The 12,300-nt window shown below is 44.8% G+C and carries 15 protein-coding genes; 4 read left to right on the forward strand and 11 right to left on the reverse strand.

Annotation, left to right across the window (positions count from 1 at the left end; genetic code table 11):
• Window positions 1-2: 2 nt before the first annotated feature.
• Both BGP75_RS05020 and BGP75_RS05025 read right to left on the reverse strand, forming a co-directional pair.
• The gene (locus BGP75_RS05020) at window positions 3-1,604 is read right to left on the reverse strand and encodes a cytochrome ubiquinol oxidase subunit I (RefSeq protein WP_076716005.1); all 1,602 of its coding nucleotides are present in this window, start codon (window positions 1,602-1,604) and stop codon (window positions 3-5) included.
• Window positions 1,597-2,238, reverse strand: a complete 642-nt coding sequence (locus BGP75_RS05025) for a GbsR/MarR family transcriptional regulator (protein ID WP_083704632.1) — start codon at window positions 2,236-2,238, stop codon at window positions 1,597-1,599. Before BGP75_RS05025 ends, BGP75_RS05020 begins: the two co-directional genes overlap by 8 nt.
• Window positions 2,239-2,730: 492 nt before the next feature.
• On the opposite strand from BGP75_RS05025, the gene BGP75_RS05030 reads away from it, so the two are divergent.
• From BGP75_RS05030 to BGP75_RS05045, 4 genes are all read left to right on the forward strand, one after another.
• Complete coding sequence (locus BGP75_RS05030; protein ID WP_076716010.1) at window positions 2,731-3,087, forward strand: DOPA 4,5-dioxygenase family protein; 357 nt, start codon at window positions 2,731-2,733, stop codon at window positions 3,085-3,087.
• A 65-nt stretch (window positions 3,088-3,152) separates the two neighbouring features.
• Entirely contained in the window at window positions 3,153-4,391 is a 1,239-nt protein-coding gene (locus BGP75_RS05035; RefSeq protein WP_076716014.1) for a glycosyltransferase, read from the forward strand.
• Window positions 4,392-4,551: 160 nt separating this feature from the next.
• Window positions 4,552-5,178 carry a hemolysin III family protein gene (locus BGP75_RS05040; RefSeq protein WP_076716221.1) on the forward strand — a complete coding sequence of 209 codons (627 nt, stop codon included), beginning with the start codon at window positions 4,552-4,554 and terminating at the stop codon, window positions 5,176-5,178.
• Between the two features lie 109 nt (window positions 5,179-5,287).
• Complete coding sequence (locus tag BGP75_RS05045) at window positions 5,288-5,875, forward strand: hypothetical protein (RefSeq protein ID WP_076716017.1); 588 nt, start codon at window positions 5,288-5,290, stop codon at window positions 5,873-5,875.
• Between the two features lie 103 nt (window positions 5,876-5,978).
• Here the strand turns inward: BGP75_RS05045 and BGP75_RS05050 are convergent, their stop codons facing one another.
• The 9 genes from BGP75_RS05050 to BGP75_RS05090 form a co-directional block, all read right to left on the reverse strand.
• Window positions 5,979-6,563: a uracil-DNA glycosylase family protein gene (locus BGP75_RS05050; protein WP_076716021.1), complete on the reverse strand. Its 585-nt coding sequence runs from the start codon at window positions 6,561-6,563 to the stop codon at window positions 5,979-5,981.
• Between the two features lie 109 nt (window positions 6,564-6,672).
• On the reverse strand, window positions 6,673-7,173 hold the full coding sequence (locus BGP75_RS05055) for a DUF1993 domain-containing protein (protein ID WP_076716025.1): 501 nt from the start codon (window positions 7,171-7,173) through the stop codon (window positions 6,673-6,675).
• A 129-nt stretch (window positions 7,174-7,302) separates the two neighbouring features.
• Entirely contained in the window at window positions 7,303-7,965 is a 663-nt protein-coding gene (locus BGP75_RS05060) for an aminodeoxychorismate/anthranilate synthase component II (protein WP_076716029.1), read from the reverse strand.
• Window positions 7,965-9,362: an anthranilate synthase component I family protein gene (locus BGP75_RS05065; RefSeq protein WP_076716033.1), complete on the reverse strand. Its 1,398-nt coding sequence runs from the start codon at window positions 9,360-9,362 to the stop codon at window positions 7,965-7,967. Before BGP75_RS05065 ends, BGP75_RS05060 begins: the two co-directional genes overlap by 1 nt.
• A gap of 14 nt (window positions 9,363-9,376) precedes the next feature.
• Window positions 9,377-9,619 (reverse strand): Trp family transcriptional regulator, encoded by a 243-nt coding sequence (locus BGP75_RS05070; RefSeq protein ID WP_076716037.1) that lies wholly within the window; start codon window positions 9,617-9,619, stop codon window positions 9,377-9,379.
• A gap of 344 nt (window positions 9,620-9,963) precedes the next feature.
• Complete coding sequence (locus tag BGP75_RS05075) at window positions 9,964-10,347, reverse strand: hypothetical protein (protein ID WP_076716041.1); 384 nt, start codon at window positions 10,345-10,347, stop codon at window positions 9,964-9,966.
• Between the two features lie 2 nt (window positions 10,348-10,349).
• Window positions 10,350-10,979: a hypothetical protein gene (locus BGP75_RS05080; protein WP_076716045.1), complete on the reverse strand. Its 630-nt coding sequence runs from the start codon at window positions 10,977-10,979 to the stop codon at window positions 10,350-10,352.
• Between the two features lie 162 nt (window positions 10,980-11,141).
• On the reverse strand, window positions 11,142-11,906 hold the full coding sequence (locus tag BGP75_RS05085; RefSeq protein ID WP_076716049.1) for a sulfite exporter TauE/SafE family protein: 765 nt from the start codon (window positions 11,904-11,906) through the stop codon (window positions 11,142-11,144).
• The gene (locus BGP75_RS05090) at window positions 11,899-12,297 is read right to left on the reverse strand and encodes a VOC family protein (RefSeq protein ID WP_076716053.1); all 399 of its coding nucleotides are present in this window, start codon (window positions 12,295-12,297) and stop codon (window positions 11,899-11,901) included. Before BGP75_RS05090 ends, BGP75_RS05085 begins: the two co-directional genes overlap by 8 nt.
• Window positions 12,298-12,300 lie beyond the last annotated feature (3 nt).

Here is a 12,300-nt window from a genome sequence, read left to right on the forward strand (position 1 = left end):
TCCTAAATACTGCTTACTGTTTGGGGACCGTCGGTCTTGCAGGCAGTCAAATTCTGGTCTTTTTCAAAGTGATACTTTCCCGTATGCAGCGAACTTGGTCCGAGACGGGCGAATTTGAACATCAACCAGAATTCAAGGACGGCCAATAAGCTGTAAAAAATAATAAAGCCACTCATGCTGATGATAAGGTCACTGGCAGTCAGGCTGGAGGTCGCCATAAATGTAGGCAGTATTTCGCTGATGGCCCAGGGCTGGCGGCCGAATTCGGCAACAAACCAACCCGTTTCTATAGCAATCCAGGGCAGGGGGATTCCATACAGGGCTGCTTTAAGCAGCCAGCGTTTTTGCTCGATCACTCGCCGTGCATTGTAGTAGAAGGCCATGATAAATATCACCAGCAGACTTACACCACAGGCCACCATTACCCTGAAGCTCCAAAACAACGGAGCGACAGGAGGTGTGGAGTCCCTTGCTGCTTGTTGAATCTGCTGCTCGGTGGCATCCACCACATCGGCTGTATAGCGTTTCAGCAGCAGGCCATAGCCCAGATCTTGTTTGGTCTGGTTGAATGCCTCGATATTTTCATTGCTCTCGTCACCCGCTCGTAGTTTTGTGAGGTATTCGTAGGCAATCATGCCATTGCGGATTCGTGTTTCGCTGTGGGCTTCCAGATCCTTGATGCCCGTAACTTCTTCATCCAGAGAGCGAGTCGCGATAATTCCCAGTGCGTAGGGTATCTTAATCGCATAGTGAGTTTCCCTGAGTTCGCTGTCGGGAAAACCGAAAGCTGTAAATGCTGCGGGGGCAGGCTCTGTTTCCCATTCTGCTTCAATGGCAGCCAGTTTGACCTTTTGCACATCACCCACCTCGTAACCTGACTCATCTCCCAGTATCAACACCGATAGTATTGATGCGAGGCCAAATCCGGCAGCCACTGAGAAAGATCGCTTGGCAAAAGCAAGGTCTCGGCCCTTAAGTATGTAGTAACTACTGATACCCAGCACGAACATGGCCCCGGCTACATAACCTGCGGCGACGGTATGGATGAACTTGACTTGGGCAACCGGGTTAAATACGAGCTCGGAAAAACTGGTCATTTCCATACGCATGGTCTGATAATTGAACTCAGCACCCACTGGGTTCTGCATCCAGGCGTTGGCAATTAGAATCCAAAGAGCCGAGAAGTTGGTACCCAAAGCCATCAAAAAGGTACAGGTCAGATGCTGGCGCTTGCTGAGTCGATCCCATCCTAAAAAAAACATACCAACAAAAGTTGATTCAAGAAAGAACGCCATCAGTCCTTCAATTGCCAGCGGGGCGCCAAACACATCCCCTACATAGTGTGAGTAATAGGACCAGTTAGTACCGAACTCGAATTCCATCGTCAGCCCGGTGGTGACGCCCAACGCAAAGTTGATACCGAACAGTTTGCCCCAGAATTTGGTCATATCCCGGTAAATTTCCCGCCCAGTCATGACATAGACAGCCTCCATGATCACCAGAATCCATGTCATACCAATGGTCAGAGGGACAAACAGAAAGTGATAAAGCGCAGTGATGGCAAATTGCCATCGGGATAGGTCAACCAGTGAATCGTCAATCATTGGAATCGTCTCTCATCGGAGAATCTGAATGGGTATTTGATGTATCTCTGAAGGGTAGCTGATCTTTATTCCGGGACTTACTTTTTGCTGAAGAGCTCTTGTTGGCTTTGGACAACAGGTCCATCACTTTAGAAACCCCCGTTCCCAGTTTCATTAACCGGTTGAGTTTGTCTGGGTTCAGGCCTTGCAGTTCACTGGTCCAGGCAACGAGGGTTTCCAGCAGGTCGTGAATTTCACGCATACGATTTTGGGCGTAGGCCTCAGAATCATTGCCAGGCTGCTCCAACAGAATATCTCGAAGTAAAGAGAGAGTCGGGTCAACTTCTCGTTTTCGACGCTCTTCAAATACAGTATTAGCCATATCCCAGATATCACCTTTGGGGGAGTAGTACTCTTTTCGGTCTCCCGGGTAATGATGAAGCTGAATAAGTTGCCAGGATTGCAGCTCCTTAATCCCCATGCTGACGTTGCCACGGGATATATTCAGTACTTCTGCTATTTCATTAGCATTAATGGGCTTATCGCTGACGACCATCAATGCATACATCTGCCCGACTGTCCGGTTGAAGCCCCAGCGGCTACCCATTTCTCCAAAATGAAAGACAAAGGACTCGATCATTGGTGATATCGTCATCTTTCAGGCCTTTTGAATGTTCAGTAATTTCTGAAAGTTTAAAGCAAAAGAAATTAATATCAACAGATGATATTAATCAATTAGGAATAAGAAAAGAAAGGTAAAGAAAAATATGTACTTTTTGTATCAGTATGTCCATTTCACTGCTCTCCTTGCAGTAAGCTAATTAAAGACTATTTCAGATTATTCGATATAGGAAAAAGTCCTATTTTTTACTTTTCCTTAAAAAAAACACCCTTTAGCGAGGTTCTGACAATTTATGATGGGTTTATTTGGATCATCAACGGTTAGAGAACTGATGAATAAGCCCATCGGGCCTCTTTGCAGGTTCTCTGAACCAGTCGAAAGCAGGCGATGATAAAAGCATTCTTTAGCAAAGGAATTCACTACATTGTTGCTGATCTGAAGTAAAATTCTGGATAACCAGCAGTTTTGCAATCGCTTAACGACAAAATTTCTGACAGAAGCATCCAGAGCTTAAGAAAAACCGCTATGAAAACACTTAAATTGAGCGATTCCTTACCCGTGATTTCCGGCTATCATGCTCATGTTTATTTTGATAAGACAACGCTGGAGCAGGCCAGAAACCTTTGTCAAGCAGCAGGGCGCTGTTTCCCCATTTCGGTTGGGCGAATCCATCAAAAGCCGATTGGTCCCCACCCTGACTGGAGCTGCCAACTGGCCTTTAAACCGGAGCTGTTTGGGCAACTGGTCCCTTGGCTGGCATTTAATCGCCAAGGTCTGGTTATCTTTATACACCCTGATACGGGTAATGATCTTGGTGATCATTCCGAGCGTGCCATATGGATGGGAGAAATAAAGAAGCTTGATCTCTCCAAGTTTGAATAGGCCGCTGGCTGGCTCTTGTTCTATTCACTGATGAGTTTTTACCAACCCTGGACTTTTAAGACATTATGACTCAAGTGCTGATTATCGGTTATGTGTGGCCAGAACCCAATTCATCCGCAGCGGGTTCACGGATGTTGCAATTGATTCAGCGATTTATCCAGCAGCAGTGGCGAGTGATTTACGCCAGCCCAGCATCAGATACCGACTTTATGGCGGATTTAACAGAGCTCGGTGTGGAAAAAGTCAGTATCGAGCTGAATAGCCGTAGTTTTGATCAGTTTATTCAGCAATGTGCACCTGATATTGTGATGTTTGACCGCTTTATGATGGAAGAGCAGTTTGGCTGGCGAGTGGAGAAACACTGCCCACAAGCTTTACGATTGTTGGATACCGAAGATTTACATTGTTTAAGAAATGCTCGCCATAAAGCGCTAAAGCAGCAACGAGCGCTAACATCACAGGATTTAGCCGGTGATCTGGCTATCCGCGAAGTATCAAGCATCTTACGTTGTGACTTATCTCTGATGATCTCTGATGTGGAAATAGCGCTTCTCAAAGATCGTTTCAAGGTATGTTCTTCGCTACTGCATCACTGTCGCTTTATGTTGCCAAATATTGATTCCGAAGTGCAGGCTGGATGGCCAGAATATAATCATCGTCAGCACTTTATTTCTATCGGAAACTTTCGCCATGAGCCTAACTGGGATGCAGTACTGCATTTGAAACAGACTATCTGGCCCCTGATTCGTAAACAGCTACCTCAAGCAGAGATTCATGTTTACGGTGCTTATCCACCTCCTAAAGCCACTCAGTTACACAATGAAAAGCAGGGGTTTAAAGTCCTGGGATGGGCTGAAAATGCCCAGGCTGTGATGAAATCGGCCCGTGTCTGTTTAGCCCCATTACGCTTTGGTGCCGGTATTAAAGGGAAGCTTACGGAAGCTATGCGTTGTGGTACGCCCAGTATTACCACTGATATTGGCGCTGAAGGTATGCATGATGACCTGCTCTGGAACGGCATGATTGAAAATGATCCTGAGCTGTTCGCAGAACAGGCGGTCAGTCTGTATCAGGATCAGGAGCTTTGGCGGCAACTACAATCAAGAGGAGTGAACATCATTAACCAGTGTTACGATCAACGCTCTATTGGTGATAGCCTGATAGGACGGATTAAACAGTTACGCGAGCAGCTGGAGCAGCATCGATTGGAGAACTTTACCGGGTCTATGCTACGTCATCATAGTATGAAAAGCTTCCAGTATATGTCCCAGTGGATTGAAGCTAAAAATAAAGTTCAGGGCTGATTTCCGCTAACGACAGGTAGATTGATATGACAGTAGATTCTTTATTTGTATCAGTTTTATTCTGAGAATTTAACGTTTATCTGTGCAAACATCCTGTTGTTAAGACTGGTGTATAATTAAGCATCCCTCAGAGTCGTTGAAAACGAGCGGTATCAAAAAAGTGTACTACGGTGAGAAGTTCAACAGCATCTCCCACTTGGTTGGTGCAGTTTTTGCGCTGGTAGGGTTGGGGGCCTTGCTAACCGTTAGTATCGCTCATAATAATCTGTTGATGGTGCTGAGTTTTACTCTGTTTGGCCTGACACAGGTTATTCTGTATACCATGTCCACCCTGTACCATAGCTTCCATTCTCCAGGTCTGAAAAGAATCTTCAGAAAGTTAGATCATGTTGCCATCTATCTGCTGATTGCCGGTACCTATAGCCCCTATATGCTCGTTTCTCTGGTAGATGGTAATGGACCTTTGCTATTGGCTGTCGTCTGGGGTCTGGCGCTTATCGGTTTGCTTATTGATACTTTGAACCCTCGCCGAATCGAAGTACTACAGATATCGATTTATCTGATTATGGGGTGGCTTTGTACTCTGGAATTTTCCAGTCTGAAAGCGGCGATGCCGTTAGCCGGGGTGGTGTGGTTAACCGTTGGTGGGATCGCTTATACAATCGGTATCATCTTCTATGTATTGGATAGCGCCCATAAGCTCAGGCATGCCCATGGGATTTGGCATCTGTTTGTGCTGACCGGTTCGGTCAGCCACTTTATTTCTATACTTGGATTTGTGCGCTAGGGATTATCTGAATTCGGTTCTATTATCGTTGTTTTGTGACGATGAACTATACTCCTGAAGTACAAAAGAATTAAGCCTCGACTCACTTGACCGGCGGATTTGATTTCCCATGGCTAACAGACTGGAAGCGTTGTTAAATGAAATAAAAGCCCTTGAAAAAGAGCTTATCAATGAAATAGAAAATAAAAAGAAAGAGTATTCCTATGATGTGATTAAGCGAGCTATCCTCTTTAAGGAGGAAGTCGTTAGCAGGCATCGAGAACAGACTACCCGAATAAGGGACTATCTGAGACATGCCAGACTGCGTAATATAGCTACAGCACCAATCATATGGTTAAACTTGTTTCCGGCGCTGCTGATGGATCTGGTGGTAACCATCTTCCAATTCAGCTGTTTCCCTGTTTACGGTATCCCCAAAGTTAAGCGTAGCGACTATATTGTTATTGATCGTCATTATCTGCAATACCTGAACCTGATCGAGAAAATCAATTGTGTCTACTGCGGCTATTTTAACGGCGTCATCGCCTATGTGCAGGAAGTCGCTGGTAGAACTGAGCAATACTGGTGTCCTATCAAACATGCCCGTAACCTCAAAACAATGCATAACCGGTACAGTCAATTCAGTGAGTTCGGTGATAGTGAGCATTTCCATAAAAACTTTAAAAAGTTACGCAATAAGTTTGATGATCTGAAGTGATTTTAAAAAACCAATACTGTATGGCTGCATCAGGGCCTTGTTTATAGGCACCTAAAGTCTTTCAGTAGCCCGGCGATTTAGCACGGGTTCTTTTGCAGGATAACTATTTGCTCGCGAGAATTTCTGTGACACGTTGTTGCAGCAATGGGAGCACTTCTGCTTCGAACCAGGGATTTCGTCGCAGCCAGATATTATTTCTTGGACTGGGATGGGGAAGGGGAAGGAGTTCTGGCCAATAATTCTGCCAGGATTTCACCAGATCCGTTACCGACAGCTTAGCTGTGGGAAAGTGGTAGGACTGGGCATACTTGCCGAGCACAATAGTAAGCTCCAGGTCAGGTAGATGCTCCAACAGCTGTTTTCGCCAAGCGGGTGCGCACTCCGGGCGAGGTGGAAGGTCACCTGACTTTCCCGTTCCCGGATAGCAGAAACCCATAGGGATTATGGCAAACTGTTGAGAGTCGTAGAACTGTTCTCGTGATACACCCATCCACTCGCGTAGACGGTTTCCACTGGGGTCATTAAAGGGCATTCCAGTGTTGTGAACTTTCACTCCCGGAGCTTGACCAGCGATCAATATACGGGCATTAGGGTGTAATTGAAGAACAGGCCGGGGGCCAAGGGGCAAATCAGCTTCGCATATCCGGCATGCTCGAACTTCAGCCAACAAGGAGGTGAAGGGTTTCATAGGTTCTGGTATCCCGGCTACTCCATCAGTCTAATTCTAGTCTCCAGTTCGCTATAGTAAATCTGCGATAGTTAATCGTTTCCAGTCAAATTTCTAAAAACGAAAATACTCAAAACGAAAAATCATCAGGATACTGATGAAAATCATCGAAGTCAGACTTACTCAGAGCCACTCCCTGATTTCTGAGAATCGCGTAAACCATATTCAGATGAAAGAAAAAGTTAGGTAACGCATAGGTTAAAAAATAGGTATCGCCATCCAGTTCATGTTCTGCGAATCCTGCTTTTGTCTGGATGATTCTGTCTCCCATATGGTTGAAGCTTTCTGAGGGAATCTTAGATAAATAATCAACGGTCAACGATATCTGTTTTATCAGGCTGGTGACAGAGTCTTCTTTATCTTCGAATGAGACTATTTCCAATCCTGCAAGTGGGCAGCTGGCCCGTAACGAAAATCCAATAGCTACTTTGGCCTGCTGTACTAACGGAAACATATCTTCCGCCAAACGAGCGTGCAGTAGGTCATGGTTTTCCACTTGGGAGTGCTCCATCTTTCGGAGCATTCGTTTTAAACGATTGAGATAGTGAATAAATACTTTGGTGGGAATCATCCTGTTCAATTAGCTCCAATTTCATGGGCGCATTACTCAAATGCAATATTGCGATTAACTAGCCTGATGATCTGCTGAGCTATTTCTTGCAGGCAAGGGACCTGTGTGCAAGCCCCTTGTATATTCGCTTCACTGGCAGAACAAAAAGTTCTTGATTAACTCTTTCCCTCCTTCTGTCGCGAATGATTCAGGGTGAAACTGAATGCCATAGATCGGATGCTGTTTGTGTTGGATAGCCATTATTTCAAAGTCGCCACCTGCACGAATTTTCTCCAGTTGATTGAATGCGCTGAGTGGTAAGTCACCGACTACGGCAGTCAGTCTGAGGCTGTCAGGAAAACTCTCTGACTCGGCCATCAATGAGTGATAGCGCATAACTTCCAGTTGATCAGGAATATCGCAGAACATACCCTGTCCATCGTGAGTGATAGGACTGATTTTGCCATGCATTGGTAACTGAGCTTTAACTACCTTACCGCCAAACACGTGCACAATTCCCTGCATTCCAAGACAGACTCCGAGTAACGGTGTTTCAGGACCAAACTGTTCAATGACCTGGGCACAGATGCCGAAATAATTTTCGTCGTCAGGTGAGCCTGGTCCCGGGGAAATGATAATACGATCGGGATCACTCAGACGGATTTCATCAAGTGATACCTGGTCGTTGCGCTTAACAATGATCTCAAAATCAGTGATATTGCCCTGATTCTTTTCGGCGGTCAGTATTTCACCAATAAACTGATAGAGGTTGTAGGTGAAGGAATCGTAATTGTCGATGATATAAATTTTCATTACTGCTGCGCCTGGTTTTTGGGAGCGAATTTATCCAAGACTTTTTTCGTGCCAGCAAATTTGCGGCGAATCTCTTCGTACTCATCCTCTGGGTTAGAGTCGAACACATTACCACCACAGGTTTGTACATAGGCTTGTTCGCCATTAGCAAATAAGGTACGAATCGGAATAGCAAAAGTACAATCACCGTTAAAAGAAAAATGACCTACAGCACCGCCGTATGGTCCGCGCCCATCATTCTCCAGCTCGTTAATGATCTTCATCGCTTCGATCTTCGGTGCACCTGTCAAGGTTCCTGCCGGAAAGTTACTTGCCAGGCCAGAGAACATATCTTCCTTGTCGGAGATAATGCCTACTATTTCGCTGGAAATATGCTGGACGTGGCTGAAGCGCTTGATATCCATCAGACTACGGACTTTGACGGTACCAAATTGTGCAACACGACCAATATCATTACGGTGTAAATCGACAATCATATTGTGTTCGGCTATTTCTTTGGGATCATTCAGCAGCGCACGGGCGAGAGCCGTATCTTCAGTTCTATCCGCCCCGCGCTTGGCAGTACCGGCTAACGGGAAGGTTTCCATTTCCCCCTGGCGTAAGCGGAATAAGAGCTCTGGACTGGCGCCGATCACTTTTTGTTGATCAAATTTGAGGTAGTACATCTGGGGAGATGGATTAACTTCTCTCATCTGCTCATAGATGTTGATGGTGTCGCCTTCGAGGTGAAAGCTCTTTTTAAATCCGACTTCGGTCTGGAAGATTTTGCCGTTAATAATATCTTGTTTTACCTTCAGTACTGCTGCGCGGTGGTCCTCCTGGGTCATGGTTTCCCCTGTTGCTGTCACCACCAGTTCACCACTAATCACTTCTTCTGCCGCAAGCAGCTGTTCCACCAAGGCTAAGCGGCTGTCGTTGTAGTAGAAGTAGATAACTTCACCGGTCATCTTGTCGAGAATCAGGCCATCGGTGAATAAACCAAAACGGAATACGTCAAATAGCTCACTGTCTTGCAGGCTCAGGGTCGACTCAAAGTAGTTCATGCAGTCGTAGCCCAGATATCCTGTCAGGCCTCCGGCATACTTTCGTGAAATAATATTCTGAGGAACGATCTCACGTAACAGGTAGTAGGGGTTTTCGCTCTCATAATTTTCAATCGAGCCGTCCCTGTTTTCGATGGTCAGGGTGTTTCCGTTGGCGTACAGCACTTTTTCCGGATCAAACCCGATAATTGAATGACGGGCTATATGACTTTCTTCCCCCAGAGATTCGAGGTAGAAGCAATTGTTGTAGCGCCTTTCTATTTTCTTGAATAGACCAAAGAAGTCACAATCTGCTGTGATCGTGACGTAATTGGGCTTTCTTGGCAGCTCTATTCTAGCTGGCTTGTTGTTCATAAAGCGTTTCTAACCTATTGGGCCTTTAAGGCGCGTGAGCCGCGAGTAACCGTGGCAATACCGACGCCCAGTTTTTCAGCGATTTGTCGTTGCGGCATACCCGCCTGCAACAGTTTAATAATCTGCAGTCTTTTGCTGATCTCGTGGAATTCTGAAGGGGTTAGCAGACTGTGCAGTACTTTCTCCATACTGTCCGGGTTCTTGGCCTCCAACAGATGAGAGATCAGTTCCTGCGTATATAATTCATCCGTATTCATGTACTAGTACGTTATCACAAAAAAAGCGGCTGTCAATGTAGAACTTTTATAAAGGCTCTAGCGTGACTCTCGTGCATCCACTTCGTATTGTGTTTTAGGCGATATAAAACTCTCTCACTCTGGTGTTTCACTATCGTGCACTGGCTTTCAATGTCAGATACCACCCGAAAGGCGTACTTAACCCGCAATAACAATTGGGCTTTGAGTATATATTTCGAGAATATATTCGGAATCAACAAACAGAAGAGAAGCGAGTATCAAGAGTGGATAAGGTTAGTGAAGCTTGGGTTTTGGCCTCTATGGGGTTTTATTATGCCAGCCGCTCTGCAGGTGGCTGTTGATCATTATTTAAATGGATCGAATTCATCTATTGATTTTAGAACTCTACCATCATTTAGTAATAAGTTGTCACCGTCCCAAACTCCGAAGATTTTGGGATTATCTAACTTAATATCTGCACCTGTATCAGGTTCTATTTTCAATCGCCCGATATACCATTTTTCCCCTGCGTGATCCCCATAAACTTCTGCACGATAGATGCTGGATGGATCATCTTTAAGTTTGGATAATACGACCCAAGCCCCTCCATCAGTTCCACCTAGCCACATAGCATTGTCAGGGACAGAATTAGGTCGATTAGGAATTGTTAACTCTGTCTCTTGATCTTGTCCACATGAATTCAAAAGACACAATATAAGCATTATAGATGCTAATTTTCGAATCAACATGGTTAATGTCCTTCAATCTCAAGGGTATTGGAGAAATAATTTATATCGGTGAATTCTGATTTAAGAGTATTAATATAAGAAATGGGTCTAGCATCTAAAACAGATGAGTCATATTTAACACCTGCAGATTCAACGACTTCCTGTACAAACGTAACACAGCTATAATTTATGATGTCATATTTTTTTCTGTTAGGATTTCTGTTTTCTGAGACTCTTTTTTTACAGTATTCAAGCATTATTTTGTATTTTTCTGGGACTTCTATAGATACACCACTAATCCGTCCGTTTTGACCAGAAACCTTAGAAATATGATGAAATATATCAGTTAATGACCTTGTTTCAGGTTTACCATTTATAAAAGAGCAATCTGGCATTGGTCTTCTTCTTGTTTCTCCTGAGCCCGAACGGTACCTTCCATATTCATAATATTTTGTTACACCTTTTCCTCCTTGATTACCTATAAACAATACTCCAGCATGACCAAGATCAGGAACTTTTGTGGTCTTATCATCCAAAAGGTCTTCAATAACATCATCAAAAGGTAAAAAATCAGGTAAATCGACCTTAATAGATGGTCTGGGAACGGCAATAAGAAAATCAGGGAACACTAAGGGAAAGACATAATCACTCATATAAAAAATCCTTTATTTAAGCCAAAATCCTTTATGTACTAAAAAATCGCGCTAACTTTCTCAATATCCATCTAGGAAGTCAATGGCTTTTACAGGGACATACTATTGTTCTAGCAACCCGGAAAGCACTCCAAGAAAAATCACAAAATCTGATTCCAGCTGTTAATAAAACGGCTGCATTATCAGCTGCGCGCCAGCGATTAATGCGGATACTTCAAATAACCTCTTAATATGCTGATTACTGATTCGGCTGCCGATATAAACCCCTAGCCAGGAGCCCAGTGCTGCTGCAGGAAACAGGACTGCTACCCATTGCCAGTTGACTTCTCCATAGAGTGTCAGTGTTATGGCTCCTGCTGCATTCCAGAAGATACCTACGATAACCAGGGTGTGTTGAATCGCAAGTCGATAATCAAGTCCAAACCACCTCACTAACCAGAGAGTTACCATTAATCCTGTACCACTTGTCAGTGATCCGTTGATGATACCGATGAGGAATAATACAAGCGCTCCGAGCCCTATTGATTTTGGCCTATTGTTTAGTGTCGCTGGTGCTATTGTCTGGCCAAGGTTTTTATCGGCGATTGAATAGCAGGCAATTGCAATATTAAGAAGGCCAAGGGAAATCAGTCCTATAGTCTCCGGTATCAGTAGCACCATTTTTGCCCCCAGTAAAACTCCGGGCAGCCCTGCTCCAAATAGCAGTAAGATGATGTGGAAATTCAGATTTTTCTTTTTTAATGCATAAAAAAGAGCACCTGTTCCCATGGCGACAGTTGTTACCTTGTGAGTGGCCAATGCAACGGAAAACGGCAGTCCCAGCCATATTAACAGTGGCAATTGCAACAGGCCGGTGCCCCCGCCAGCCAGCGCCGAGAGCGTATTGGCTGCCAGGCCAATACCAAACAGCTGTAGCGATTCAAAGATCGTAACTACTCACTTCGATCAGGTTTCCGTCCGGGTCACGAAAATAGATCGATGTTAAGGGACCAGTGGCACCGGTACGGGGAACAGGTCCCTGTTCAATGATGACGCCCTCTTGTTGGATATGCTGCATGACCAGAGGAAGCGCCAGTGGTGTAATCAGACAGATGTCGGCTGAACCTGCTTGAGGTTGTCTGGCATGAGGCTCCAGTGGACATTTAACTGAGTGCAGATTGATTTTTTGCTGACCGAATTTCAGCGCCTTGCGTTTTTCCCTGTTATCGGCGCCGGTAAAGGTAACCACTTCCATACCTAGTACCCTGTTATAAAAATCACAGGTTCGAGAAATGCTGGTAACCGTCAGTACTAAATGATCCAGTCGAGATATCAACATTGC

This window comes from Motiliproteus sp. MSK22-1 (genome assembly GCF_001968815.1).
Classification (GTDB): domain Bacteria; phylum Pseudomonadota; class Gammaproteobacteria; order Pseudomonadales; family Balneatricaceae; genus Motiliproteus.

Bases quoted from the DNA above. Each gene is read 5' to 3' on its own strand.
- BGP75_RS05025 (WP_083704632.1), bottom strand. From the start codon at position 2,238: ATGACGATATCACCAATGATCGAGTCCTTTGTCTTTCATTTTGGAGAA.
- BGP75_RS05065 (WP_076716033.1), bottom strand. From the start codon at position 9,362: ATGAACAACAAGCCAGCTAGAATAGAGCTGCCAAGAAAGCCCAATTAC.
- BGP75_RS05080 (WP_076716045.1), bottom strand. From the start codon at position 10,979: ATGAGTGATTATGTCTTTCCCTTAGTGTTCCCTGATTTTCTTATTGCC.
- BGP75_RS05030 (WP_076716010.1), top strand. From the start codon at position 2,731: ATGAAAACACTTAAATTGAGCGATTCCTTACCCGTGATTTCCGGCTAT.
- BGP75_RS05035 (WP_076716014.1), top strand. From the start codon at position 3,153: ATGACTCAAGTGCTGATTATCGGTTATGTGTGGCCAGAACCCAATTCA.
- BGP75_RS05090 (WP_076716053.1), bottom strand. From the start codon at position 12,297: ATGTTGATATCTCGACTGGATCATTTAGTACTGACGGTTACCAGCATT.
- BGP75_RS05020 (WP_076716005.1), bottom strand. From the start codon at position 1,604: ATGATTGACGATTCACTGGTTGACCTATCCCGATGGCAATTTGCCATC.
- BGP75_RS05075 (WP_076716041.1), bottom strand. From the start codon at position 10,347: ATGTTGATTCGAAAATTAGCATCTATAATGCTTATATTGTGTCTTTTG.
- BGP75_RS05060 (WP_076716029.1), bottom strand. From the start codon at position 7,965: ATGAAAATTTATATCATCGACAATTACGATTCCTTCACCTACAACCTC.
- BGP75_RS05050 (WP_076716021.1), bottom strand. From the start codon at position 6,563: ATGAAACCCTTCACCTCCTTGTTGGCTGAAGTTCGAGCATGCCGGATA.
- BGP75_RS05070 (WP_076716037.1), bottom strand. From the start codon at position 9,619: ATGAATACGGATGAATTATATACGCAGGAACTGATCTCTCATCTGTTG.
- BGP75_RS05045 (WP_076716017.1), top strand. From the start codon at position 5,288: ATGGCTAACAGACTGGAAGCGTTGTTAAATGAAATAAAAGCCCTTGAA.
- BGP75_RS05055 (WP_076716025.1), bottom strand. From the start codon at position 7,173: ATGATTCCCACCAAAGTATTTATTCACTATCTCAATCGTTTAAAACGA.